The following is a 24,027-nucleotide window of genomic DNA, read 5'->3' on the forward strand; positions in this document are numbered from 1 at the left end:
TAAGTTTGCCTTGGCGTTATGTTTATTACAAATACGTTACGAATTATTACTTCTAAATTAGCTAGCCTTGGATTTTGGCTCTTTGTTTAGGTGACGTTACGAATATCTGGCTAGCCTTGGTTTTAAAAAACTGCAACCGCAATGCCGATTTCTACTCTCTCTTGCCTACTGCCTCCTTTTTATCATCATCCTTGTTTATTTCGGCGAAGATTTTTATTATCTTGAAATATATCAACCAACTGGATATAAACAGCGAAAGAATTATCCCGATCAATAAAAGCCAAGGCGAGGTCTCAAACCTTTCATCCAAAAACCTGCCGATCAAAGCCAGAGCCACCAATGGGACTGCGATGGTATAGCCGAGCTGAAAAGTCAGGCCGAGCGCGAATACCCATGGTTTTTTGTCTTTTTCTTTGTCGTTTTCCATTTTTTCAAAATAAATAAATTTCATCCCTCTGTGGATAAAAATCACTTATATAATAGAGAAAAATTTTAAAACGGTCAAGCCTAAAAAAACGTTTAATCCCCCATTGGAAGATTAAACAGTCTTTTCGCGTTTTGAAAAGTCAGCTCAGCGGCCTCGACGTACTCAATTTTTCTCAAAGCGCTTATTTTTTCAATTATATATTCAACAAAAATCGGTTCGTTTCTTTGCCCACGATAAGGCGCGGGAGTCAAATACGGACAATCGGTTTCGGACAATATTTTATCTTCGGGCATTTTTGAGACGACCTCAAGCAATTCAAGCGATTTGCTGTAAGTGATGATACCGGTAAAGCCCAAATAAAAGCCCAAGTCCAGAAATTCTTTGGCGACTTGCCAATCACCGGCAAAACAATGCAAAACCCCTAATCCTTTCACCTCATGCTTCTTTAAAATTTCAATCAGATCTACGTAAGCGTCTTTGGGACTATTTTGGGAGCCGCGGCAATGCAAAATAACGGGTAAATGCAGGCCGTTGGCCAGTTCGAGGTGATCGATCAATAAATTTTTCTGCGTTTCCTTTTGCTCCGCGACCGAGACTCGCGAATTAAGATGATAATAATCCAAGCCGGTCTCACCAATGGCCACGCACTCGGATCGGCCGGCCAACAGCTCAAATCCCGCGAAATCAAAATTCTCGGCGCTCGTTTTTATTTTCTCTCCCTCCTCTTCGAAAATCTGTTCGAAAAGATGCACGGGATGAAGACCGATCGCCGCAAACACATTTGGGCGCGCGTCCGCCAGTTCAACGGCCTTTTGGCTGGTCGAAAAATTGGAACCGACATTAATCATCGCGGTTTTCTTTTCTTTGGCTCGCGCCATCACTTCGCCGCGGTCTTTATCGAACGCTTTGAAATTCACGTGACTGTGAGTATCTATAATCATAAATGGCTTTTTATTTCTCTGTAAATTTTCGGCACCAGCGGAATCCAAATATAAGCGATGGTCATCAATGGAGCCAATAATCTGGATTGATCAATTTGACCGGACAACCAAGGACTGATCACCGACAACTTAATGGTCATCCACATAAGAAACGAAGCGAATAAAAGTCCGCTGACAAGTCCCAAACCGGAGCCCAGCAGGCGCCCCAGCGTTTTCGAACCGGGGATGAAAGAGAATACGCCGAATATTTTTTCCACGATCCAAATCGCCAAATGAACAATCAATGATATGGCGATAAGCGCCAGAATGAAAATTATCACTTTACTTAAAAATCCATCGACTTTTGACATTAACCAAGGATAAATTCTGGCCAAAATCAAAATCGTTAAAACAAAACCCAAAAGCGAACCGAGACTTTGAACAAAACCTTTTTTGTAGCCTCCGATCACAAAAGCGGCGACAAGTATAACCGCGATTATGTCTAAAATCATATATTTTTATTTTCTGGGGAATAGAGCTTCCCCTTTATTTATTTTTGATCCGGGTTTCAATCCGCCCCATTTCATCCGTTTCTCTAATTTTTCATTCAATTCATTTTTGAGGGCGAGCCGGGAAAAAATATCGCCGGCCGCTCCGGGCATAATCGGATAAATCATTCTAGCTATATGCCTGAGAGTCTCGCAAGAGACATAAATCGCCTCGGCCAATTCAGTCTTGTTTTTTTCGTCCTTGGCCAATTCCCACGGTTTTTTTTCGGCGATAAAGGCATCCAGCGCTTTTGAGAGACTGTTCACCAAACTTACCGCATCGAATATTTTCAAATTCTTAAAACAGTCCAAATATTTTTCCCAATATTTTTTCATGCCAAAAGGCTCATGCTTTTTATCTTTCGGCGCGGGAACCACATTGTCAAAGTACTTTTCGGCCATGCTTAAAACCCGGCTGGTCAAATTGCCGATGCCATTGGCCAAATCGGAGTTGTATTTATTGGCGAAAGACTCCGCTTTGATGTGGCCGTCTTCTCCGAATTGAAATTGGGAAACAATCAAGTACCTGGCCGCGTCCAAGCCGTATTCATCGATCAAATCCATCGGATCAATGGTGTTGCCCAAAGTCTTGCTCATTTTTTTGCCGTCAATGGTTAAATATCCGTGCACAAATAATTTATCCGGCAAGTCAAGCCCCAAAGATATCAATATGGCAGGCCAAATGACCGCGTGAAATTTCAAAATGTCTTTGCCCAGCAGCTGAAGATCAGCAGGCCAAAAATTGTTGAATTTCTTTTGATCGTTCGAGCCATATCCCAAAGCGGTTATATAATTCATCAGCGCTTCAACCCAAACGTAAACCGTTTGTTTCTCATCAAACGGCAGTTTTATCCCCCACTCAACCTTAGTCCTGCTGATGGCAATGTCTTCCAAACCGCCTTCCAGCAATCCCAACACTTCATTTTTCCTTTTTTCCGGAAGAATTTTCAACTCGCCTTTGGATATTTTTTTAACGATAATGTCTCTGAAATCGGACAGCCTGAAAAACCAATTTTTTTCGCTGACCGCTTCCGGCTTGGTTTGATGATTCGGACACAAACCGTTTTCCAAATCTTCTTCTTTCAAATAAGCTTCACAGCCCACGCAATACAAGCCTTCATATTCTTTTTCGAAAAAAATATCATGGCCGAGCGGCGTTTTCTTTGTTTTCAAAATATTTAAAATATTTTTGACCGCGTCTTCATGCCTTTTTTCCGTAGTTCTGATGAAATCATTATTGGAAATATCGAGGGAATCCCAGGCCAATTGAAACTTGGCGGAGACCTCGTCGCAAAATTTTTGAGGCGAAACATTGTTCTTTTTGGCGGCCTGCTCCACTTTGGCGCCATGCTCATCCGTGCCGGTCAAAAACCAAACTCTGTCGCCGCCCAGCAGCTGACGATGAAATCTGGCCAAAATATCGGCCATCAAGGTGGTGTAGGCGTGGCCGATGTGCGGTTGGGAATTAACGTAATAGATCGGCGTGGTAATATAATATTTTTTCATATGTCTGTGTATTTGATAATGCTCCGGAAATAGCGACTTGACAAATCAATCTGATTCAGCTATTTTATACAGACGGGCTTGAGGCGGTTGTTTCCCATTATTCACCTTGGTCCGGTTGACTCAAGTTGTGTTGACCGCCGGGGAGCTACGCTTTGCGCCTTCCTCCCGCAGAGCGTAACACACATAATGAGAGATAAACGCTTCGCCCGTCACCTTACTCTGATGCTTGCGACAATCGCGGCATCTTTTTATTTCCGGCGACAATGACAGCGAATTCTCCTTTAACTTCGCTGTCGGAAAAATTTTCTTTCAATGATTCGATCTTGCCGCGATAAATCGTTTCATGCATCTTGGTCAGCTCGCGACCGATAACCATCTGCCTCTCCGGCATCAATTCCGCCAAATCACCCAATGTTCTCATAATTCGATGAACCGATTCGTAAAAAATGACCGGGATCTCCGAATTCATTATTTTTTCATAAATTTTTCTTCTGCCTTTTTTGTGAGGTAAAAACCCCAAAAAAATAAAATTATCCATGGGCAGTCCGGCCACGCTGATCAAAGTCGAAAAAGCCGCCGGACCTGGCAAAGGAATCGTTGTTATTCCCGCAGCAGCAGCGGCTTCGGCCAATTTGCCTCCGGGATCCGAAACATTGGGCGTGCCCGCGTCGCTGACATAAACAACGTTTTGTCCGCCTTTGATTTTTTCTATCAACTCCTTGATTTTATGCGGCGAAGAATGCTGATGATAACTGATTGTCGGCTTATCGATGCCGTAATGCGTCAAAAGCTTTCGAGTGTGCCTGGTGTCTTCGCAAACAATCAAATTTGCTTCTTTCAAAGTCTCAACAACGCGATAAGTTATATCTTTCAAATTCCCTATCGGCGTGGCCGCGATATATAAATTTCCTGATTCCATATGTTTTCATTATAGCAAAAACTTAACTTTTTTCAATTGCCGGCTTCATGATATAATAGGCTCATGAAGTCCAAACGAAACAAAACCATCACCGCGTCAAATGAAGAAATCGAAAACTTCTCCTTTTTGAGCTTGCCCCGAGAAATAGATTCGATTTCAGCTCTTGAGAATCGAATTTTCCTGACCGATTCTCTGAAATCAATTAAATTGCTTCCGAACAATTCAATTGATTTGATTTTAACCGACCCGCCATATAACAACCGCAAAAACTTCGGCGACGGCACGGTTAATTTGAGCGAGACCGAATTTGAAAAATGGAATGACTCATGGATCAAAGAATGTTTCAGGATTCTAAAGCCGAACGGCTCGATTTACGTCTGCATCGACTGGCAAAACTCCGGTCTGATTCAGGACGTTTTAAAAAAATATTTCATTATCAAAAATCGCGTCACTTGGAAAAGGGAAAAAGGCAGAGGTTCTAAAACAAACTGGAAAAACAACATGGAAGACATCTGGTTCGCGACCAAGTCAAACGATTACACTTTCAACGTCGATCAAGTCAAAATAAAAAAAGAAGTCATTGCTCCTTATACAGATTCAGCCGGAAATCCGAAAGACTGGATTGAAGAAGATGGGAAAAAATTCAGAATGACTTGCCCATCGAATATTTGGACAGACCTCACCGTGCCTTTTTGGTCCATGCCCGAAAACACCGAGCACCCCACCCAAAAACCGGAAAAACTTATTGAAAGAATCATTTTGGCCAGTTCCAGTGAAGAAGATTTGATTTTCGATCCGTTCCTTGGCTCGGGAACGACATGCGCGGTCGCCAAAAGATTAAAAAGAAAATATCTCGGTTTTGAAATTAATAAAAAATATTATATTCTGGCCTCCAAAAGATTGGACAAATAAATCTCAATCGAACAATTCGTTTCTCAAATCCTTGGCGTCATTGAAAAAATCCTTACCTTGCTCAATCGCCGAATCCATTTCTTTCAAATGTTCATCGGCTGACGCGGCCGCGTCTTGAGCTTTTTGCAATGATTCACGTCCTTCGCTTATCTCCACGCTTATTTGCGCCCTGACCGTCTGATAAAATTTATACAAATACAATCCGCCGGCTATAACCGCCGCAACAAAAATCAGCCAACAGCCGGTTTTTATTTTTGTCAAAATGCCGGTTTTATATTTGACGATTTCCTTTGGTTTGGCCGTCTCATTATTTTCTTTTGTTGAGCTGTTGCTGGAATGCTTCATAATCAAATCAATTCCCTGATTTTAAGATCATAAATAATCTGCTCGATCTGCCTTTGATTTCGTTTGGCTTGATCGAATTTGGTTCGTAAAAAACTGGTCAGATTCATTTCGAGTAAAATCAAAATCACCTCATTAATGGTTTTTTGAATGTCGAAAATTTTGGCATATTTCCCCTGATTGACCAAAAGCACCGCCCAGCGCACCAATTCCCCGGAAAAATCGGCAAGTCCGCCCAAGTATTCGTCAAACTCAAGCGACACGCCGCTGATCTCCCCCACTTTACCCGTCTTTCTATATTCGAAATACAAAGCCGCTTCCGCGAATTCTTCATTGGCGGCCTTCCATGAGCCTTCGGCTCTGCTTTTGTGATTTTTGCCGAATTTTTTTTCCAATTCAACCAATGTTTTCTTGCTCTCATCAAGTTTCGCTTTGGCGTCTTTAATATTGTCTCGATGAAGCGCGAAGATCGCTTTTTTGGCGTTATTTAAAGCCATGCTCGATTGCCCGATAATAATCGATCTGTTTTTTTGATAATCAGCGTGTTTTTTTTGAATTTGTTTCCAAAATGTTTTGTTTAGCATAAATTTTCAAATATTTGACTAATTTTAAATTTCTTCATATAATTTTAACTCGACAACCAAGGAGGACGGACATGGACATTCATCCGTGCAAAAATTGCGCTCAGGCCAGCGTCTGCAACATCAGACTGGCGTTCGAGCGCTTCGGGCAAACGAACCCTGACATGAAAAGCGTCACCTTCAGCTGTCAGCGCTTCGAGTCGCTAAATAGAGCCCCGCCCGACATTTTGCAGGCGCGGACATCATCCTGCAGACGTTGCGGCGAAGCGAACAACTGCCGGATGAAAAAAAATATGTCTCTTCTCTTCACCCGCTACGACAACAGCATCTCGCTGATCGCCTTGTTCTGTACGAAGAGACTCTACGATCTGGCAAAGTTCCTCGAAGGATGCCTCTCCTGCCAAAGAACCGGTTGTCCGATCCGAGACGCGCTCAATTTCAAGCTCGTCTGCTCGTATCACCCCGACCGCTAAACCGCTTTCTCAAAGCGGTTTTTATAATTATTGCAAATACTTTTGCTTATTGGCCACGTGCTCTTCAAATGTTTTGCTGTAAATTATTTCGCCGTCTTCGGTATTCAAAAAATAATAATAATCATTAGGCTCGGGATAAACGACGGCCTTGATCGCCTCAATGCTCGGATTGCAAATAGGACCGGGCGGCAAACCTTTATTTTCATAAGTATTATACGGATGCTGAATTTCCAAATCAGCGAAGCTGGGACGAGTTGTCCCCTTTTTCGTGATGTAATTGATGGTGGCGTCGGATTGAAGCGGCATGCCTATGTTCAATCTTTTCAAAAAAACATCAGCTACGATTCTCCTATTTTCATAGCCATGCATTTCTTTTTCCACGATTGAAGCCAAGGTCAAAACCTCAAAAATAGTTTTCTTTTGTCGTTTTATTTCAGTTCTCAATTCAGGCGTCAACTTTTGATCTAAATTTTCCAACATTTTTTCAATAACCCCGGCCGAACCGGCTTGCGGATCAAAAAAATAAGTGTCCGGATATAAATAACCTTCAAGGTCCGCCTCCATCGGCTTACCATCCCAAAAAGTCCATCTGCTTTCCGCTCTCCAAAAACCGTTTTGAACTTCATCCAGAAATTCCAACCCCGAAACAATATCTTGCTCGGTTAATTCAGCGGCGATTTGCATTTGATCCCAACCTTCGATTATGGTCACGCGACCGAACTTGTCTCCTTGACCGCTTAAAGCGTCAATCAAATCAAATGAATTATATTCCGGTTTCAACCAATAGGTGCCGGCCACAAAGTTACTTGAAAGCCCCTTGAATTTTATGTACCACAGCAAGGCCGATTCATCTTTAACAATGTCATTGACCCGCAATTTTTCAACAATGTCTTTAGCGCTCATGCCGCTTTCGACTTTGAACGGAATATTTTCGGAAATATTCAAATTTTCTTTCAAGTTTTCAAATTTCAAAAAACCGAACGCGGCCAATCCCAACAAAAGAATCAAAATAAGAAAAAAAAGTTTTTTCATAAGACTTTTTTATAATCATCATTATTTTTTAGCTTTTCAATAATGTCTTTCAACCCTTGCGCATAACCTTTTTTGCACACCAGCAGAGCGTCCTTGGTGTCCACGATTACCAAATCATCAAGGCCGATGGTGGCGATAACTTTGCCTTTTTCGCCCGCGATCAGACAGCCGGAAGTGTCATCGCCCACCCAGTCCGCTTTGACCAAATTGCCGTTTTCATCGACTTGACTTTTTTGAGCGTCGTACAAAACGTCAAACGCGCCAATATCGGACCAAGGAAAATTCGCCTTAACTATCAAAACGTCAGCCGTCTCTATTTTTTCCGTAATGGCGTAATCGATGGACACGCTCTTCATCAATGAACAAACTTCTTCAATTTTATTTTCATCGCTTGCTTTCACCGCTCGATGAATTTCTTCAACGTTTTTCAAAATATCCGGCGCGTATTTTTTGAAAGCCTCGATGAATTTTCTCGGCGTCCACATGTAATAGCTGGCGTGCCACAAATAACTCCCTTCAGCCAAATACTTTTTGGCCGTGTCAAAATCAGGTTTTTCCGTGTGGTCCGCAAATTCAAAAATTTCGACATTGTCTTTTTCTTGATAAAGACGTCCGATCTTCGTGTATCCCAAAACAGTACTGGGAAAATTAGGACTGACCGCAATGTCCAGCAGTTTGCCGGTTGATTGAACCAAGTCATCCGATATTTTCAAAATTTTTAAAAATTTTTCAGTGTCGCCGATAAAATGATCCGAGGGAATGAACGCCACCGTTTCATCCGGATATTTTTCCATCAAATTCAAGCATACATAAGCCATGGCCGGAGCCGTGTCTTTTTTGCAAGGCTCAACCAAAAAATTCTCATCTGCGATTTGTCCGGCCAATGACTTGGCCGAAACCAAATGCTGTTTGCCCAGCGCAACATAAATATTCTTTTTATCAAAATCAGCGAAGCGATCCAACGTTTGCTCCAGCAATGTTTTGTCGCCGATTATTTTGCAAAATTGTTTAGGTTTTTCCCGCCGACTCAGCGGCCAAAGCCGCGTCCCTCCCCCGCCGGCCATGATGACTATTTTCATATATTTGACAATTGACCTTTTTTGAATTAATCTGTTATATTCTTCTACAAGGGAACAGGAGGATTGTCATGACAACACAAACCATGGGCATTCTTTGGGCAATGGCGATCATCAGCTACCTTGCCACGGGCCTGGTTATCGCAATGATTTCCTTCAACCTGTGGAATTATGCTATGTTCAAACAAGACGTTCTGCACGTCAAGCCCTGGCATTACATTTTTTTTCCTGGCATGCTGATCAAAAAAAGAATAATCAGCATCAGCAGATACATCCCGGACCCACGCCCGGCCAATAATATGGGGATCGCGCCGTACATCATAGCGACTACGCCGTTTTGGCCGCTACGGGTGATCTGGCTATTCATCTGCCTGATCATCTGGCCGCTGGCGCGAATCTTCCGGAAACCTCGGCCTAGAGTATCCACCTCCTACGCTCCCTGACAAACCTGGCCGCACGCGTCGGGTTTTTTCAATTGAGCAATAAATACACGATCAATGCCGCGGCCAATAAAAACCGGTAATACGCGAACGGCCTCATGCCGCGCTTATTCAGTATAGCCAATAAAAATTTAATTGCAACAAACCCTATTACCGCCGAAGAAATTATGCCGATGATAAATAAAGGAGCTTCGGACGTTAACGTTTCAAAATTCAATTTCAGCGCGCCCAAAACGGCAGCTCCGAGCATCACCGGAATTCCCAAAACAAAACTGAACCGAGCGGCCTCGCCTCTCTGTAATTTAAAACCCATTCCTGTTATAATGGTAATGCCTGAGCGCGAAACTCCCGGAATCAAGGCAATCGCTTGAGCAAAACCGATGGCCAACGCGCTCTTCCAATTCAAACTGATGATTTGTTTATTTCCTTTATAAAATTTTTCAACCAGCAAAAACAAAACTCCTCCCAAAATCAACGCGACGATGACCACAACGGAATTTCTGACAACCTTTTCGAAAAAGTCTCCGAAAGCGGCGCCCAAGAGCGCGGCGGGGATCGAGCCTAGAACAAGCAACCAAGCCAATCTCTGATCATCATTTAAATGATTTAATTTCTTAAAACTTGAAAACCACGCAACGCATAAAACTCCAATGGGTTTGGCAAAGTAAACGATTATGGCCAGCAAAGTACCCAAATGAAGAGCGACATCAAAGCTCAAGCTGTCATTGATTTGAAAATTTAAAATATCCCTAAAAATAATCAAGTGCCCCGAACTGGAAACGGGCAAAAACTCGGTAATGCCTTGAACGATTCCCAAAAAAAGAGAAGATAAATAAATCATATTAAATTTATGCTGCAAATAGTATTATTGCCGATCGTCTGCGGTCTTATCTGCCAGCTGTTAAAACTCATCTTCAGCGCGTTCACCGGAAAATTTTCATGGGGAGAATTGAACAGCTACGGCGGCATGCCGTCATCCCATTCGGCTTTCGTCTCATCGCTGGCCGTGGTGGCCGGCTATTATGAAGGCTGGACATCGGTCGCCTTTTCCATCGCCCTGGTTTTTGCCATTTTGACGATCAGAGACGCCATCGGATTTCGAAGAATTTTGGGCAAGCACGCGCAAATCATCAATCAGATGGTGCATCAAATGCCGGATTCGAACAAGTCAGACTATCAACAATTATCAACAAGACTCGGACACAAGCCCGGCGAGGCTCTGGCCGGCGCTTTGATCGGTGTAGCTGTTACTTTAATTTATGTTTTATTGACGCGATAAGTCATTTTTGACAAACCGGACAAAAAACGGAAGTTCTGCCGGCAATTTTCATTTTTATCAAAACAGCGCCTTCGCGCCGGCACTTTTGCCCGACTCGACCGTAAACCTTCAATTTTTTTTCATACTCCCCGGTTTTGTTTGATCTGGAATAATTATTCTGAGACGTGCCTTTATCTTCGATGGCTTCGCTCAGAATTTTTTTTATATTTTCGAATAGTTTCTTGGCTTCTTTGGACGTTAATTTTCCTACCGCTCTATCCGGTCTGACTTTGGCCGCGAAACAAATCTCGTCGGAATATATGTTGCCGATGCCAGCCACTGCATTTTGATCCAGCAACAACGCTTTGATTTTTTTTCGCGGAAATTCTTTTAACACCTTCGAAAAATATTCAAAGGTAAATTCTTTGGACAACGGCTCCGCGCCGACTTCATTTAAAATATTTTTTAACGCTTTTTCATCCACCAAATTCAACCAGCCGAATTTTCGCACGTCATTGTAAAAAAGTTCTTCGCCGTTTCCAAAATTAAAAATCACTCTGGTGAATTTATTGGGAACTTTTTCAACACCAGGAATGCCGTGTCCGCCGAAAATCAATTTGCCGTTTTTCGAGACAAAAACATACTGGCCGGTCATTTTCAAATGGCTGATCAAAGAAAGTCCTCCGGCCAAATCGAATATCAATTTTTTTTGACGGCGCCAAACCTTGGAAATTTTTTTATTTTTCAGTTTGGCCGCCAGATCCTTGGGAGATATTTTTTTCTTAAAATCCAAAACCTCCACCCGTCGGATTATTTTTCCGAGTAAAACCTTCGACAGCTCCGATTTTAAAACTTCAACTTCAGGCAATTCGGGCATATTGGCATCAAATTAAAGACTTGCCTTCCATGTCTTCGGTCGCTGACAAATCCAACAGCTTTAAAATCGTCGGCGCCACGTCGGCCAAGATACCGGCCGGCTTAATCAGACTCAAATCATTGCCGAGGCTTTCCGCGCCGGATAAATTTTTGCCTTCCCATTCTTTGCCGACAATGATGAAAGGCACCGGATTTCGAGTATGTTCTTTCGTGACCTCACCGGTATTAACGTCTTTCATTTGCTCGGCGTTCCCATGATCCGCGGTGATGATCACCACGCCGCCTTTCGATAAAACCAAATCGACTATCGTGCCCAAATGCTTATCCACTATTTCCGCGGCTCGTTTGGCCGCCTCGATATCTCCTGTATGCCCGAGCATATCCATATTTGAAAAATTGCACACGATAAAATCATAAACCTCTCTTAATATTTCCTTTTCAAGGCGTTTTGATATTTCCGGCGTCGCCATTTGAGGCGTCCGAGCGTAGGAATCCGCCATGGGCGAAGGCATCACCACTCTATCTTCATTAATGAAAGGCTCCTCCGCTCCCCCGTCGAAAAAGAACGTGACATGCGCGAATTTTTCCGTTTCCGCCACATGCAGTTGCTTGAAACCGTTTTCGGAAATGATTTTCGCCAAGGAATTTTTTATCACCTGCTTCGGATAAGCCACTCCGATCGTTGCCAAATCTTCCGAATATCTGACCAATGAAATAACGGCAATATTGTCCATTTTAGGTCCACGCTCGAATTTATCGAAATTATCCGAAACAAAAGCTCCTGCCAATTGCCCTGCGCGATCGCCTTTCAAATTGAAAAAAATGACAGCGTCATTTTGTTGTATCGTTGTTTTTGGCCGACCACCGCTGGTCAAAACCACCGGCACAAAGCCATCATCGAATATTCCTCTATTATAAGACGCCGCGATGGCTTCCGCCGCGTTATCGTAAAATTCATCGGCTTGTCCGTTGGCCATGGCCACGAAAGCTCTTTGAGTGCGCTCCCAATGTCCGTCCCGATCCATGGCGAAAAATCTGCCAGAGATCGAAGCGATTTCCCCCACACCAAGTTCCGCGCATTTTTTTTCAACTTCGGCGATCAAACCGGCGCCGCTGTCTTTAATGGAATCAACTCCGTCGAGAATGGCATGAATAAAAACTCGATTGACTTTTTGCCGACGAGCCAATTCAAGCAAAGCGAACAGATGCCTCAATGAACCGTGAACATCGCCATCGCTGACAATGCCGATCAAGTGCAACCCGGATTTATTGGCCTTGACATGGTTAATCGCTTTAAGCAATTCCTGATTATTGAAAAAATCGCCGTTCTTGATGGATCTGTCTATTCTGGGCAAATTTTGATAAAACACTTTGCCGATGCCCATGGTCATGTGTCCGACTTCAGAATTGCCGGGTTCATTTTCCGCCAACCCAACCGCTTCTCCCGAAGCGAGCAACGTTAATGAAGGATAATTGGACACCAAACGATTAAAATTCGGCGTTTTAGCCAAAGTAATCGCGTTGACGTCCGAAGGCTGCGCAACTCCCCAGCCGTCAAGAATCATCAACAATACGGGTTTGGGAATATTTTTATACATAATTTATAATTATTTTTAATAATTTCAAGTCAATGATTTGGTTCTGATTTTATGATCGCCTTGATCCAAAAGTCGCAAAATCGTGGGTAATACGTTAGCCAAGCGGCCTCCGGATTTGAGTTTAAACTGTTTTCCGGAAGAGACGACGATAAAAGGGACTTTGTTGGTGGTGTGTTCGGTGTATTTTTCTCCGGTTTTCAAATCAATCATTTTCTCGGCATTGCCATGATCGGCGCTGATAACGCAACTGCCGCCCATGGCTTTTATTCTTTTATAAATCGCGCCCACGCATTTGTCCACTGCACAAATGGCTTTTACCGCGGCGTCGAGATTGCCCGTGTGACCGACCATATCCGGATTGGCGAAATTCACCGCAAAATAATCGTATTGCCTTTTGGACAATAAATCAAGAATCTTGTCCGTGATTTTATAAGCGCTCATTTCCGGTTTCAAATCATAACTCCTGACATTGGGCGACGGAATTTTGATTCTGTCTTCGCCGTTGACGGGCACGTCCGAACCGCCGTTCAAAAAGTAAGTGATGTGAGCGTATTTTTCCGTTTCCGCGACATAGACCTGTCTTAAATTTTCCAATACTTTCGGCATGGTATTTTTTAAAGTAATACTGGGGAAGGCGGTCAAAATATGATCCAGATCAGGACCGAAATCGGTCAGCGCCACAAATGACAAATTCTTCAACGCTTTTTTTCTGCGAAAAGACTTAGGGTTGCGTTGATTAAAATCTTTTTGCACAAAAGCTTTAGCCAATTGCCGCGCGCGGTCAGATCGCAAATTGAAAAATATCACGCCGTCATTGTCTTTTATCAAAACGGTCTTTTTTCGTCCGTTCAATATCAAAGACGGTTCCAAAAATTCATCGGTCAAGCCTCTGTTATAAGAATGCAAAATGGCTTTGTCAAAATTGCCAAAATATTCTCCTTGACCCGAAGTCAGCATCTCATACGCCTTTTGAGTGCGCTCCCATTTTTTATTTCTGTCCATGGCAAAATATCTGCCGATAAGCGAAGCGATAAAAGCATTTTCAGGCAACTTTTTTTGCACTTGGCGCAAAATATCGGCCGCGGCGAATTGCGGCGAATCGCGGCCGTCCGTAAATAAATGCAAATATATTCTTTTGCATTGTTTGCAAACCAATTTGGTCAGAGCCAAAAGATGCTCCAAACTCATGTGCGGACTGCTATGCAAAGAAATCAAACCCATCAAATGCAGATCGGATTCATTGGAATTTACGTGCTTTATTAATTGAATAAAAGCCGGATTTTTATAAAACGTGCCGTTCTTTATGGCTTTGGAAATAATCACTGAGTCTTGCACGACAACTTTGCCCGCGCCGATATTCATGTGACCTGACTCGGAATTACCCACTTGCAAATCCGGCAAGCCGACATGATGGCCGTGAGCGAACAAAGACGTGCTCGGATATTTCTTGATTAAAAAATCGTAATTCGGTTTTTTCGCCAATTCAATCGCATTGCCTCTGTTTTTCTGAGCCAATCCCCAACCGTCCAAAATCATGAAAATGAGCGGCAAATTTGATTTTGAAGACATAATGATTTTTTTTAGAATTTCAATTCGGTTTCTATTTCCATCAATCTATTGTATTTACACACTCTCTCGCCGCGGGACAACGATCCGGTTTTAATGTAATCGGAACCCACGGCCACGGACAAGTCAGCGATAAAATCATCCGTAGTTTCGCCCGAGCGATGAGAAACGATAACTTTATAATCGCTTTTTTGAGCCAACTTAATTGTTTCCATTGTTTCACTCAAACTGCCGATTTGATTCAACTTAATCAAAATCGCGTTGGCCGCCGAATTCTCCATTCCCTTTTTCAATCTTTTAATATTCGTAACGAAAAAATCATCTCCGACCAGACTTGCTTTTTTACCGAGCCTGCGGGTAATTTCAGTCCAGTTTTCCCAATCGTCTTCGGCCAGCGGATCTTCGATCAATTCGAACGGATATTTTGCGAGCCATCTTTCCAAAACATTCATCATCGCCTCGGCCGAGATAGGCTTGCCTTCGAGCAGGTATTTTTTGTTGGCGTAAAATTCGGAAGCGGCCAAGTCCATGCCCAATTTCACGTTGCCGCCGAGTTTGTAGCCGGCTTTTTTCACGGCCGCCACGATCAATTTAATCGCCTCTTCATTATTTTTCACTCTCGGAGCGAAACCGCCCTCATCACCGACAAGAGAAATCAGATCGCGATCTTTCAAAATCGATTTTAAAGCGTGAAATATTTCAACGCCGCAACGCACCCGCTCCGAAAACTTTTTCATCTTGGGAATAATCATGAATTCCTGAATGGCTAAACCATTATCCGCATGCTTGCCTCCGTTCAAAATATTCATGGTCGGATAAGGCATCTTCGTTATCTTGCCGAATTTGAACGTTTGATTCAAGTATTTATAGAGCGGTTTTTTCTGAGCTTTGGCCGCCGCTCTGGCGCAGGCCAATGACACTCCCAAAATAGCGTTGGCGCCCAATCTTTTTTTGTTCTGCGTTCCGTCCAGCTGGATCATCAAACGATCGATTTTCTTTTGATCGACCACGTTTATATTTCTCAATTTGGGGGCGATGACTTTTTCGATATTTCCAACCGCGCGCAAAACTCCTCGGCCGCCGTAACGCTTGCCCCCGTCACGAAGCTCTAGCGCCTCGTGAACGCCCGTTGACGCGCCCGAGGGCACGGACGCCGTGGCGCTGACATTATTGGCTAAAGTAACTGTCGCCTCGACGGTCGGATTGCCTCGAGAATCCAAAATTTCCCTGGCTTTAATTTGTTTTATTTTCATAAATTTTGCAAAAATTAACGAATCAATATTCAAATAAGAGAGGCAAAAAAATCTTCGCTCCCTTTTATTGTTTTAATAATTCATTATAAAATTTCGTACTCGACGTTGGCGTCAATGATCACTTCTTGGGAACCGACTTCAACCGTCGGAGCGGCCGCTCCCCCGATGCCGGCATCTTCAGCATAGGTCTTCATGTAATAATCCGGCGTGTAACCTTCATTTTCCGAAAAAGAAACCACCTTGCCCAATTTCACGCCGGCAATATCAGCCAAGGCCTCCGCTTTTTGTTTGGCTTGCTCGAGCGCCTTTTCTCTGGCTTCTTGCTTGTATATTTCAGGGTCATCAATGGTGAATTGCAAACCGCCAACGCTAGTTAATCCCAAATCCCCGGCCAGGCCGATGACGTCTCCCGCTTTTTCGGTATCTCTGATAGTCACTTCGACATTCTGCGAGACTTTGTATCCCTTAAAAACCTGAGAGCCGCTTCTCCAGTCGTATTCCGGATAAATGGAATAATTCACGGTCTTGATGTCTTTTTTATCGACATTATATTTTGATTTCAGCTCGGAAATTAAAGAATTGATGTCTTTCGTCACCTTAGTCTGAGCCGCGGCCACCGTTTTTTCCAAGGCCTCTGTGCCCAAGGTTACTTTAGCCACATCGGGAATGGCGATTACTTTGCCCTCGCCGGACACGGTGATGGTATTTTTCATTTCCGGAGAAATGCCGATGTAGTCATACGCCTTGATCTTTGACCTAACGCCAAAACCGACAAAAACGATTAGAACGATTAACAAACAGGCTAAAAGAATCGTAAAGATTTTGTTTTCGGACCATGATGGCCAAAATGTGTTTTTCATAATTTTTAATTACGAGATTTACAAGATTTTAATACCGGATAGTACAAGATATTATTTCCAATTCTCGTAATATCTTGCCTGCCCCGAGCAGAGTCGAGGGGCACATAAATCTTGTACAGCTCGTAACACTAATTTTTATTTTTTCTTAAAACAGCCGCCAGCCCCGGAAATTTTTTATAATCGGTCAGAAAATCAAGCATGGCTCCGCCGCCAGTGGACACAAAATCCATGTCTTTCAACATTTTTATACGATTGAGCGCTTCAATGGTTTCTCCTCCGCCCACCGCGCCAAATGGAGCTCCCTTGGATCTTTTGGCGATTGCTTCCGCCAACAAAGCCGTGCCTTTTCTAAATCGCGGATCTTCCGTCTGCCCCATCGGTCCGTTCCAAATTATGGTTTTCGCAGACCTGATATATTTCGAAAAATCCTTAACCGTATTTCGTCCTACATCCAAAATCATTTGATTTTTTTTATAGACGATGTCTTTGTCATTGGTCACTTGGCGACTGATAACGATATTTTCTTTTTCCTCCCATATTAAAACATCCTTGGGTAAAATAATTTTATCGCCGAATTTTTTTAAAATTTCTTCGGCTTGTTTTAAATTCCCGTGATTGACGAGAGAACCGCCTATTTCATAACCGAGCGCTTTGAAAAAAACATTCGCGGCCACGCCGCCAATCAGAAAAAAATCATATGACGGCAGCAATCTCTCCATCAACGGCAGTTTGGTCTCAACCTTTATGCCTCCGATAATGCCGATGGCCGGTCGCCGCGGCTTGATCAACTTGCCCAAATTGCTCACTTCTTCGAAAAACTTCAAACCGACGCAGGCCGACAACAAATTGGTTATGGCATCAATAGACGCGGCTTTTCGATGAGAAAATGAAAAAGCTTCATTGACATAGATGTCCGCCAGCGCGGCCAATTTACGAGCGAAAGAAACGGAATTTTTGTCCTCGCCCGAATTAAACCGCAGGTTTTCCAACAAAACCACGTCGCCCGCTTCCAACGCCGCCAAATCCTTTTTGGATATTTGAGAAATGTCTTTGTCCCAAAATAAAACGTTTTGCCGAGGCATCAATTTCCTGAGTTCAAGATAAACGGGATTAAGACTTAATTTTTTATTGTATTTGCCTTCGGGCCTTCCGAGATGCGAAGCCAAAATAACGCGGCCGTCACGCTTGATAATGTGTTCGATCGAAGACAATGCGGATTTAATACGAAAATTTTCCACCACCCGACCGTTTTTTACGGGCACATTGAAATCAACCCGCATAAAAACGATTTTCCCTTGCAAATCATTGACTTGGTCGAGCCGAGGAACTTTTTTTATCTCAGTTATCGTCATATGCTTAATTATATCAAATTTATTTCATTCGGACACGCTCACTCGCCTTTTATTTCAAGCAAGCTCCAATAATTTTCTTTACCCGTCGCTTTTTCTATTTTAATTTCAGCGCCATCGGCCAACGTGCCTTCGTTTAACATCGTTAAGTTAAACCTAAGATTCTCAGGGGAAATATCTTGTCCATGCTCTCGAATAAACCCCAATTCAACGGAGATTTCACTCACCTTTCGGCAATTGTTTTCAGCGGCTTTCTCTAAAACCAATTTATGAATTTTATCGGCCAGATGAAGATCGTGCATATTAATGAGTCGCGCAAGAGATGCATGGATCATAAGCCCGAATCAAGGACTTGATCAAACTCTCTCTTTTTTTATCCGAAAAATTTTGTAAAGTCGGCAAAAATACTTTCAAATCTTTTTCCAAATTGGCGATAAACAAAGCGGTCGGCGTGACGATGTCGCATTTTCTCACCGCGCCGTAATCGTCAAAATCGAAATTGTAATACAATAAACCTCGCGGCGCTTCAATCACGGACAGACCGCGGCCGGCAGCGGGTTTGACGGAGACCTTCAATTTTTTATTTCTTATTTTCAAATATTTTTCAATCAATTTGCCGCATTCTTCCAAACAATGAATAATCTCGATCGACTGCGCCAAGACATTATGAAACGGATTATAATCGGGCGTTTCAATGCCGAGCTCATCCCAATTTTTTTTCGCGATGCCGTTTAATTTGTCATAATTGCAATTTATTCTAGCCAAAGATCCGCACATGACCGCTCGCCCGAGATGATGAGATCTTTTGACCGCCTCCCCGGACGAATTGGTTTCCGAAACCTCGGCATAAAATTGATCCGCGCTTACTTTTCTTTTGTTATCAAGAAAAAAGACTTCTCCATCATAAATCGCGTATTCTTTCCCTGATTTCAAGGCGACGTAATTGGAAGGATTTTTAAAATTGGTAATCTTTTGTTTTTTCAAAAAATCAAACAGTTTCACGGCCTGTTTCGTTTTGACGGGGATTATCTCCGCCAATTCCTTAAGCGAATTCTCGTCCGGCGCGACGTTAAATCCTCCGACCACGCTGTTTATCGGATGGATCGTCCGACCGCCGATTATTTTCGCGGCCAAAACCCCAAAATCTCTGACTTCGAGCGCGTATTTCGACTGTTCGGGATATTTCTTCACCAAATCCGTGTTATTGGAAACGCCGACAAAATCGGGGAACGATAAAAAAAACATGTGCAAAGCGTGGCTGTGAATTATCTGAGCCAATTCCAGGATTTTTCGGAGCAAAATTATTTCCGGAGTAATTTCGGTAAAAAAAGCGTTTTCAATCGCCTTGATCGCGCCAAGATTGTGAACGATCGGGCAAACGCCGCAAATTCTCGAAACGATAACCGGCAATTGCTGATAAGGCCGGCCAATGACCATGCCTTCAAAAAGACGGGCGCCTTCTTCCGTGATCAGCCTGGCCTCGGCCGCTTCTCCGCCGAGCAGGCTGCCGACAAAACTCGAGTGCCCTTCGGTCTTGGCGATGTGGTTTATTTTAATGGTTTTCATATTTAGTTTGACAAATTCAGATTTAACTGATAATATCAAAGCACGCTTCGAGAAAATGACAAGTCCTGATCCGTGCATACATGTCGCTACCCTCCCGTTGTGTCGACAACTCTTTCCGTCTTTTCTCGAAGCGTCCTTGACCTCTCTGAGACCGACTTTGCATGCACCGTCGGTCTCTTTTTTTTTTAAATTTTACAAATAATCTTTCATGCCAAATACTTCCAGCGCTTGCTCTATTTCTTTAATTGAATGATTCTTTTTTAAAAATTTCATTAAATTTTCAACTTCCGCGTCTTTTATCAAACCGCGACACCCCCAGCAACCTTGCTTGCTTTTCAGACAAACGGCGTTGCAACCGGTCTGCGTTATGGGTCCCAAACAAATTTCGCCCTTCTGCAAAACGCATTCATAACCCAGGCGCTGGCAATCGTAACAAATCGTTTTCTGCGCTATTTTCGGTAATCTACCCGCTTCAATGTCATAAAGCATGGAAAAAAACTCATCAACGTCTATCGGACAAGTCGGCACGTCAAAATCAACGCGAACATAATCTCTGACCGGCAAAACATCCGGATTTTCTATTCCTTCGGGCTTATCGTAAATTTTTTTGATCAATTTGAGCTTATCGCCGTAATTTTTCAAATGATAAATGCCTCCAAAATGCGCGCAAGTCCCGAGCGTCGCCAGATAGCGGCTATTTTTCCTGACAATTTTCAATTGCTCGATATTTGCATTGGTGATCGGACTGCCTTCGACAAAAACAATATCGAATTTTTTCTCGGACAAATCTTCTTCTTCCCTCCATAAACGAAAAAACTCCCAATCAAAATGATTCAACGACTTCAAATATTTTTCCTTGGAATCCAAAATGGCAAAACAGCAGCCTTCGCAGGATGTCAAAGACAAAATGCCTATTTTAAATTTGGAATTTTTTTTCATATTTTCAGATTCGAGGAGGCTATCGCGTTTTTAACTGCTGCGGCCAATTGATCCGCATTGTCCGAAGTGATGAAATAATCAGGTTGATTTTCAATTTTCAATCTGACGCCATTGCCGGATCTAGCCACATACCCTCGGGATCGGTCTCGGCCGATTCTGATGCCGTAGCCCAAATATGTCTGCCATTTATATTCATCGACTTTAACATCCTCGATTTCTTCGAGTTTTATTTTTCTTTTTAACAATCCATAGCCGACAATCATATTTTCATCGGTTACCGTGACGCTCAAACGTCTAAAATTGACGAACACGAAACCATCCAGCAAAAAAACGAACACCATAACCAAATTGGCAAAATCGGGCGCTTCGCTCACCGAATCAGCTCGATAAGATGAAACAAAGCAATAGCCGATGACAATCAAAACCGCAAACACCAAAAGCGTTCCAATCGGCGAAAAGCTTTGCTTTTCTTCATGTAAAATATTCATAATTTTCTAAAACGGTTTATATATCGAAGTCACTCCGTCCAATTCCGCCAAACTGAATACCGGCCCGTCTTGGCAGATATATTTCGAACCGATGGCGCAATGCTGGCACACGCCTTGGCCGCAGTACATTCGTTTTTCCAGGCTGAGATAAATACTTTCGGGAGATATTTTTTTTGCCAGCAATTTTTTAACCACCGCCTTGTACATAACCGGCGGACCGACAACGAAAAACAAGGCATCATCAACCAAATCTTTATTTAAAAGATCACTGACAAAACCGCTTTTGGGAGAATACTTCGGCAGTCTTCCCTTTTCCAAAATCAAATTCAAATCGTAATTTTTTTGCCACTCGGCAAAACTATTTTTAAAATACAGAGTATCTTTGCTCGAGCAACCGATAAAAATTTGTTTTTCCATTTCTTGGCGATCCGAGTAATATTCTATTATCGAACGCAAAGGCGCGAAGCCGCAACCGCCTCCTATCAGAATCAAATTTTTATCAATCGCCTCGGGGAAACCGTTGCCGAAAGGCCCCCTCACCAGCATAAAATCGTTTATCTTGAGCGAAATCAATTTTTTGGTAATTCTGCCAATGCCGCGGATCGTTAACTCAAAATAATCCCCGGCTTCTTTGGGATTGGAACACAAACTTATCGGCGCTTCGCGCCAACCCATCAGGCCGACTTGCATGAATTGCCCGGGCAAAAATTCGAAAGCTTTCTGGCCGTCCGCCGGCAATTTCAAACGAAACAAAACAGTGTCCGCGTTCTGCTCTTCCCGACCGATGATTTTGGCTTTTTCCGGTTTATACGCGTTTCTCATTTTATTTTCTTAGGTTTTTAAAATTTTCCGCTATGCTGATGCCCACCGGACAAGCCTGAAAACATCTCATGCAACCGACGCAACCGGGAAATTTGTATTCGTCCGTCATTCTGACGAATTTATGATAATACCAATAATATAATTTTTCCGCGGCGTGTCTCATGTCGTTTTCGCCATTGGTTATTTTCGTGAATTCCGGATAAAAGCAAGACGACCATTTTCTTTTTCTGGAAATAACATCTCCGTCCGCGACATCTTCATGCTCGAAACAAAAACAAAGCGGGCAGACGAGAGAACATTTGCCGCAAGCCAGACAAATTTTGCCCAGCTCTTGCCAGAGCTTATCCTCGGGCTTGGACTTGAAAATCAATTCCCTGTTTTTTAAAACAAATTCCTTATTCGGCCCTTCTTCGGGGATCGGCCCGGCGTATTCGATATTCATATAATCACTGATACCGTTTTCCTCCAGTATTTGCTGGCCTTTTTCCGAGCCGCTGAAAATTTTCAAATTTTTGTTTTTTTGCTCTTCAATGAAAATATCGAAATTCAAATGTTCAAGCTTATCCTCCCTGAATTTTTCATGAAAAATTTTATATTTCCGATAATCCTGCGGCAGACCGGCGCTGTAGCCGATAAGTAAAGTCTTGGCTCGTCGCTTTTGATAATAAACGTCTTCGGAAAAAATCGCTTCCAGATAAGTCAGGGCCTGCAAATCCAAAATATTTATTCCAAAAATCACTCTGGATTTTTTTTCAAATATCTCGCAAAGCCCTTTTTCATCTTGTTTTAATATTTCTTCCGTTGAGGGCAACAGCAAATGCTTGAAGCTTTGCTTGGGCAATTTCCATGACCAATCCATTTCCTTGATGTCCGAGATCTCAACCACCGCGATATCATCATCGATTTTTCGGGGCGCGAAAAAAACATTTTTTTTCAGCAAACAAAGCAATAATTGATTGAGAGCGCTTTTTGTCATATTAAAATCATTATAACACAAAAACCGGCGGATAAAAAACAAAAAATCCCCAAGGAATCGGGGATTTTTATAATTCTTGTTTATGTTTATTTGGCGTCAATCACGAAGGTGGCGATAATACCCGGGACTTCATCCATTCTCTTTTCCATTTCAGCGTTGGCCGTGGATTGCGCGCGATCCCAAGTGAATATATGTTGCGAATTTTCAGTGATATAAACCGGTTTCGGCCCTTCGGCGTCTTTTTGGATATCCCACTGATCATGAGTAAAAATCGTTATGGCGAACAATCCGTCTTTTTGCGCGGGCAAACCGAAATAAAAAGATGGCGCTGAGCCGACCTGCCAGGAGGTGTTCTTTTCCACGAGATTATACTCTTTCCACTCCGCGGGCAAAGTCAAACCGAAACCGTATTCAGAATTATAATAATCTATTTCCTCCTCGATCATCGCCTCCGCTGTCGCTTCCTCCGCAACCGGTTCATTAATGACCTCCGCCTCGATTTCATTGGCTATCTCATTCTCATTTTCCAACCAATCCTCCAAGGAACGAGCGTCATTTTGCGATTTTAAGTAATAAAACAGCAGCCCCAGTCCGGAGAGCAGGACAATTAATAAAACTATCAAAAGAATCAAAAGCCCATTGGTTACTTTCGGACTTGGCATATTTGGCGATGTTATCGGATCTTCCGGCATAATTTATAATTTAATAATAAATCGCTTATTTAATGTAATACGCAAGAAATAATCAATTATTACTCATTGACAAACGACAAATCTGTTTTGAAATAATTTATTTAATTTCCAATTCAGTCTTTTCCACAATGCGCAATTCATATCGAGGCGCCACCAAAAGTCCGATAAACAAACCTGAAATCAAGAAAATCAACAAACTGGCCAATGTCCACCACATTATCAAGCCAAAAGGAATATTAAGCAATAAAACAAAGGTCAACATGCTGGATATGCCCGCGACAAGGAACATCAACAGCCCGAAAAGAAGTCCCCTTTTCGCGCCGCTGCCGGGCACGGCGCTGCCCAGCAAATAAAACACGAAGACCGCGATAATCGCGCTCGCCAATTGGGATAAGACGGAATAAACCATAAAACTGGCCGGCGGCGGTCCGGCCTCGGGCATCATTAATTTGGACCATAGACCAAAGTAAGCTTCGTCCATGTAATAACTCATAGAAAATTGAGCGATTACCGTCTGAATCAGCTCGGCCACGATCACCATGATAATGACCGCCAATAAAGCCTTCCAAAAATTTTTCATAATTTGAATTTAATTATAATCATTTTCA

At 42.8% G+C, this 24,027-nt stretch carries 27 protein-coding genes and 1 pseudogene; 4 read left to right on the forward strand and 24 right to left on the reverse strand.

The window, feature by feature from the left end; genetic code table 11:
- Window positions 1-151 precede the first annotated feature (151 nt).
- The 5 genes and pseudogenes from VMX18_00805 to rsmI all read right to left on the reverse strand — a co-directional run bounded on the left by VMX18_00805 (window position 152) and on the right by rsmI (window position 4,320).
- A complete protein-coding gene (locus VMX18_00805; protein HUT21929.1) occupies window positions 152-451 on the reverse strand; it encodes an AtpZ/AtpI family protein in 300 nt (99 codons plus the stop codon).
- Between the two features lie 68 nt (window positions 452-519).
- On the reverse strand, window positions 520-1,368 hold the full coding sequence (locus VMX18_00810) for a TatD family hydrolase (GenBank protein HUT21930.1): 849 nt from the start codon (window positions 1,366-1,368) through the stop codon (window positions 520-522).
- On the reverse strand, window positions 1,365-1,859 hold the full coding sequence (locus tag VMX18_00815; protein ID HUT21931.1) for a CvpA family protein: 495 nt from the start codon (window positions 1,857-1,859) through the stop codon (window positions 1,365-1,367). The genes VMX18_00810 and VMX18_00815 overlap by 4 nt, the downstream gene beginning before the upstream one ends.
- Window positions 1,860-1,865: 6 nt before the next feature.
- A pseudogene (metG, locus tag VMX18_00820) lies at window positions 1,866-3,422 on the reverse strand (methionine--tRNA ligase).
- A 193-nt stretch (window positions 3,423-3,615) separates the two neighbouring features.
- Window positions 3,616-4,320, reverse strand: coding sequence for a 16S rRNA (cytidine(1402)-2'-O)-methyltransferase (gene rsmI, locus VMX18_00825; GenBank protein ID HUT21932.1), 705 nt, complete (start codon window positions 4,318-4,320; stop codon window positions 3,616-3,618).
- A gap of 63 nt (window positions 4,321-4,383) precedes the next feature.
- On the opposite strand from rsmI, the gene VMX18_00830 reads away from it, so the two are divergent.
- Complete coding sequence (locus VMX18_00830; protein ID HUT21933.1) at window positions 4,384-5,232, forward strand: DNA methyltransferase; 849 nt, start codon at window positions 4,384-4,386, stop codon at window positions 5,230-5,232.
- 3 nt (window positions 5,233-5,235) lie between these two features.
- Here the strand turns inward: VMX18_00830 and VMX18_00835 are convergent, their stop codons facing one another.
- Both VMX18_00835 and VMX18_00840 read right to left on the reverse strand, forming a co-directional pair.
- A complete protein-coding gene (locus tag VMX18_00835) occupies window positions 5,236-5,577 on the reverse strand; it encodes a hypothetical protein (protein HUT21934.1) in 342 nt (113 codons plus the stop codon).
- Window positions 5,578-5,579: 2 nt separating this feature from the next.
- The gene (locus tag VMX18_00840; GenBank protein ID HUT21935.1) at window positions 5,580-6,158 is read right to left on the reverse strand and encodes a hypothetical protein; all 579 of its coding nucleotides are present in this window, start codon (window positions 6,156-6,158) and stop codon (window positions 5,580-5,582) included.
- 14 nt (window positions 6,159-6,172) lie between these two features.
- Between VMX18_00840 and VMX18_00845 the strand changes: the two genes are divergently transcribed.
- On the forward strand, window positions 6,173-6,628 hold the full coding sequence (locus VMX18_00845; protein ID HUT21936.1) for a hypothetical protein: 456 nt from the start codon (window positions 6,173-6,175) through the stop codon (window positions 6,626-6,628).
- Between the two features lie 27 nt (window positions 6,629-6,655).
- Here VMX18_00845 and mltG read toward each other — a convergent pair whose 3' ends face one another.
- Both mltG and VMX18_00855 read right to left on the reverse strand, forming a co-directional pair.
- Window positions 6,656-7,660, reverse strand: a complete 1,005-nt coding sequence (gene mltG / locus VMX18_00850; GenBank protein HUT21937.1) for an endolytic transglycosylase MltG — start codon at window positions 7,658-7,660, stop codon at window positions 6,656-6,658.
- The gene (locus tag VMX18_00855; GenBank protein ID HUT21938.1) at window positions 7,657-8,739 is read right to left on the reverse strand and encodes a sugar phosphate nucleotidyltransferase; all 1,083 of its coding nucleotides are present in this window, start codon (window positions 8,737-8,739) and stop codon (window positions 7,657-7,659) included. Before VMX18_00855 ends, mltG begins: the two co-directional genes overlap by 4 nt.
- Window positions 8,740-8,807: 68 nt before the next feature.
- Between VMX18_00855 and VMX18_00860 the strand changes: the two genes are divergently transcribed.
- On the forward strand, window positions 8,808-9,179 hold the full coding sequence (locus VMX18_00860; GenBank protein HUT21939.1) for a hypothetical protein: 372 nt from the start codon (window positions 8,808-8,810) through the stop codon (window positions 9,177-9,179).
- A 28-nt stretch (window positions 9,180-9,207) separates the two neighbouring features.
- Here VMX18_00860 and uppP read toward each other — a convergent pair whose 3' ends face one another.
- Window positions 9,208-10,017, reverse strand: a complete 810-nt coding sequence (gene uppP / locus VMX18_00865) for an undecaprenyl-diphosphatase UppP (protein HUT21940.1) — start codon at window positions 10,015-10,017, stop codon at window positions 9,208-9,210.
- A 9-nt stretch (window positions 10,018-10,026) separates the two neighbouring features.
- Between uppP and VMX18_00870 the strand changes: the two genes are divergently transcribed.
- Complete coding sequence (locus tag VMX18_00870; protein HUT21941.1) at window positions 10,027-10,455, forward strand: divergent PAP2 family protein; 429 nt, start codon at window positions 10,027-10,029, stop codon at window positions 10,453-10,455.
- Between the two features lies 1 nt (window position 10,456).
- Here the strand turns inward: VMX18_00870 and mutM are convergent, their stop codons facing one another.
- The 14 genes from mutM to VMX18_00940 form a co-directional block, all read right to left on the reverse strand.
- A complete protein-coding gene (mutM, locus tag VMX18_00875) occupies window positions 10,457-11,311 on the reverse strand; it encodes a DNA-formamidopyrimidine glycosylase (GenBank protein ID HUT21942.1) in 855 nt (284 codons plus the stop codon).
- Between the two features lie 7 nt (window positions 11,312-11,318).
- Complete coding sequence (gpmI, locus tag VMX18_00880) at window positions 11,319-12,908, reverse strand: 2,3-bisphosphoglycerate-independent phosphoglycerate mutase (GenBank protein HUT21943.1); 1,590 nt, start codon at window positions 12,906-12,908, stop codon at window positions 11,319-11,321.
- Window positions 12,909-12,932: 24 nt separating this feature from the next.
- Window positions 12,933-14,477: a 2,3-bisphosphoglycerate-independent phosphoglycerate mutase gene (gpmI, locus tag VMX18_00885; protein HUT21944.1), complete on the reverse strand. Its 1,545-nt coding sequence runs from the start codon at window positions 14,475-14,477 to the stop codon at window positions 12,933-12,935.
- A gap of 11 nt (window positions 14,478-14,488) precedes the next feature.
- Window positions 14,489-15,727, reverse strand: a complete 1,239-nt coding sequence (gene eno, locus VMX18_00890) for a phosphopyruvate hydratase (GenBank protein ID HUT21945.1) — start codon at window positions 15,725-15,727, stop codon at window positions 14,489-14,491.
- An 83-nt stretch (window positions 15,728-15,810) separates the two neighbouring features.
- A complete protein-coding gene (locus VMX18_00895) occupies window positions 15,811-16,587 on the reverse strand; it encodes an SIMPL domain-containing protein (protein HUT21946.1) in 777 nt (258 codons plus the stop codon).
- Between the two features lie 128 nt (window positions 16,588-16,715).
- Window positions 16,716-17,939 (reverse strand): phosphoglycerate kinase, encoded by a 1,224-nt coding sequence (locus VMX18_00900; GenBank protein HUT21947.1) that lies wholly within the window; start codon window positions 17,937-17,939, stop codon window positions 16,716-16,718.
- A 38-nt stretch (window positions 17,940-17,977) separates the two neighbouring features.
- Window positions 17,978-18,238 carry a hydrogenase/urease maturation nickel metallochaperone HypA gene (locus tag VMX18_00905; GenBank protein ID HUT21948.1) on the reverse strand — a complete coding sequence of 87 codons (261 nt, stop codon included), beginning with the start codon at window positions 18,236-18,238 and terminating at the stop codon, window positions 17,978-17,980.
- A gap of 1 nt (window position 18,239) precedes the next feature.
- Entirely contained in the window at window positions 18,240-19,502 is a 1,263-nt protein-coding gene (locus tag VMX18_00910; GenBank protein ID HUT21949.1) for a Ni/Fe hydrogenase subunit alpha, read from the reverse strand.
- 192 nt (window positions 19,503-19,694) lie between these two features.
- Entirely contained in the window at window positions 19,695-20,441 is a 747-nt protein-coding gene (locus VMX18_00915; GenBank protein HUT21950.1) for a hypothetical protein, read from the reverse strand.
- Entirely contained in the window at window positions 20,438-20,929 is a 492-nt protein-coding gene (locus VMX18_00920) for a PH domain-containing protein (protein HUT21951.1), read from the reverse strand. Before VMX18_00920 ends, VMX18_00915 begins: the two co-directional genes overlap by 4 nt.
- A gap of 6 nt (window positions 20,930-20,935) precedes the next feature.
- A complete protein-coding gene (locus VMX18_00925; GenBank protein ID HUT21952.1) occupies window positions 20,936-21,751 on the reverse strand; it encodes an FAD/NAD(P)-binding protein in 816 nt (271 codons plus the stop codon).
- Between the two features lies 1 nt (window position 21,752).
- On the reverse strand, window positions 21,753-22,727 hold the full coding sequence (locus VMX18_00930) for a 4Fe-4S dicluster domain-containing protein (GenBank protein ID HUT21953.1): 975 nt from the start codon (window positions 22,725-22,727) through the stop codon (window positions 21,753-21,755).
- Between the two features lie 86 nt (window positions 22,728-22,813).
- The gene (locus tag VMX18_00935) at window positions 22,814-23,389 is read right to left on the reverse strand and encodes a hypothetical protein (GenBank protein ID HUT21954.1); all 576 of its coding nucleotides are present in this window, start codon (window positions 23,387-23,389) and stop codon (window positions 22,814-22,816) included.
- Between the two features lie 127 nt (window positions 23,390-23,516).
- Window positions 23,517-23,999: a hypothetical protein gene (locus VMX18_00940; protein HUT21955.1), complete on the reverse strand. Its 483-nt coding sequence runs from the start codon at window positions 23,997-23,999 to the stop codon at window positions 23,517-23,519.
- Window positions 24,000-24,027: the final 28 nt, after the last annotated feature.

This window comes from Candidatus Bipolaricaulota bacterium, assembly GCA_035528115.1.
Taxonomy (GTDB): Bacteria; Patescibacteriota; Patescibacteriia; order UBA11705; family DATKZF01; genus DATKZF01.

What these genes read in the sequence shown, in the direction of transcription:
- VMX18_00805 (HUT21929.1), bottom strand. Translation starts at nt 451, where the DNA reads ATGAAATTTATTTATTTTGAAAAAATGGAAAACGACAAAGAAAAAGAC.
- VMX18_00810 (HUT21930.1), bottom strand. Translation starts at nt 1,368, where the DNA reads ATGATTATAGATACTCACAGTCACGTGAATTTCAAAGCGTTCGATAAA.
- VMX18_00815 (HUT21931.1), bottom strand. Translation starts at nt 1,859, where the DNA reads ATGATTTTAGACATAATCGCGGTTATACTTGTCGCCGCTTTTGTGATC.
- rsmI (HUT21932.1), bottom strand. Translation starts at nt 4,320, where the DNA reads ATGGAATCAGGAAATTTATATATCGCGGCCACGCCGATAGGGAATTTG.
- VMX18_00830 (HUT21933.1), top strand. Translation starts at nt 4,384, where the DNA reads ATGAAGTCCAAACGAAACAAAACCATCACCGCGTCAAATGAAGAAATC.
- VMX18_00835 (HUT21934.1), bottom strand. Translation starts at nt 5,577, where the DNA reads ATGAAGCATTCCAGCAACAGCTCAACAAAAGAAAATAATGAGACGGCC.
- VMX18_00840 (HUT21935.1), bottom strand. Translation starts at nt 6,158, where the DNA reads ATGCTAAACAAAACATTTTGGAAACAAATTCAAAAAAAACACGCTGAT.
- mltG (HUT21937.1), bottom strand. Translation starts at nt 7,660, where the DNA reads ATGAAAAAACTTTTTTTTCTTATTTTGATTCTTTTGTTGGGATTGGCC.
- VMX18_00855 (HUT21938.1), bottom strand. Translation starts at nt 8,739, where the DNA reads ATGAAAATAGTCATCATGGCCGGCGGGGGAGGGACGCGGCTTTGGCCG.
- VMX18_00860 (HUT21939.1), top strand. Translation starts at nt 8,808, where the DNA reads ATGACAACACAAACCATGGGCATTCTTTGGGCAATGGCGATCATCAGC.
- uppP (HUT21940.1), bottom strand. Translation starts at nt 10,017, where the DNA reads ATGATTTATTTATCTTCTCTTTTTTTGGGAATCGTTCAAGGCATTACC.
- VMX18_00870 (HUT21941.1), top strand. Translation starts at nt 10,027, where the DNA reads ATGCTGCAAATAGTATTATTGCCGATCGTCTGCGGTCTTATCTGCCAG.
- mutM (HUT21942.1), bottom strand. Translation starts at nt 11,311, where the DNA reads ATGCCCGAATTGCCTGAAGTTGAAGTTTTAAAATCGGAGCTGTCGAAG.
- gpmI (HUT21943.1), bottom strand. Translation starts at nt 12,908, where the DNA reads ATGTATAAAAATATTCCCAAACCCGTATTGTTGATGATTCTTGACGGC.
- gpmI (HUT21944.1), bottom strand. Translation starts at nt 14,477, where the DNA reads ATGTCTTCAAAATCAAATTTGCCGCTCATTTTCATGATTTTGGACGGT.
- eno (HUT21945.1), bottom strand. Translation starts at nt 15,727, where the DNA reads ATGAAAATAAAACAAATTAAAGCCAGGGAAATTTTGGATTCTCGAGGC.
- VMX18_00895 (HUT21946.1), bottom strand. Translation starts at nt 16,587, where the DNA reads ATGAAAAACACATTTTGGCCATCATGGTCCGAAAACAAAATCTTTACG.
- VMX18_00900 (HUT21947.1), bottom strand. Translation starts at nt 17,939, where the DNA reads ATGACGATAACTGAGATAAAAAAAGTTCCTCGGCTCGACCAAGTCAAT.
- VMX18_00905 (HUT21948.1), bottom strand. Translation starts at nt 18,238, where the DNA reads ATGCACGATCTTCATCTGGCCGATAAAATTCATAAATTGGTTTTAGAG.
- VMX18_00910 (HUT21949.1), bottom strand. Translation starts at nt 19,502, where the DNA reads ATGAAAACCATTAAAATAAACCACATCGCCAAGACCGAAGGGCACTCG.
- VMX18_00915 (HUT21950.1), bottom strand. Translation starts at nt 20,441, where the DNA reads ATGAAAAAAAATTCCAAATTTAAAATAGGCATTTTGTCTTTGACATCC.
- VMX18_00920 (HUT21951.1), bottom strand. Translation starts at nt 20,929, where the DNA reads ATGAATATTTTACATGAAGAAAAGCAAAGCTTTTCGCCGATTGGAACG.
- VMX18_00925 (HUT21952.1), bottom strand. Translation starts at nt 21,751, where the DNA reads ATGAGAAACGCGTATAAACCGGAAAAAGCCAAAATCATCGGTCGGGAA.
- VMX18_00930 (HUT21953.1), bottom strand. Translation starts at nt 22,727, where the DNA reads ATGACAAAAAGCGCTCTCAATCAATTATTGCTTTGTTTGCTGAAAAAA.
- VMX18_00935 (HUT21954.1), bottom strand. Translation starts at nt 23,389, where the DNA reads ATGCCAAGTCCGAAAGTAACCAATGGGCTTTTGATTCTTTTGATAGTT.
- VMX18_00940 (HUT21955.1), bottom strand. Translation starts at nt 23,999, where the DNA reads ATGAAAAATTTTTGGAAGGCTTTATTGGCGGTCATTATCATGGTGATC.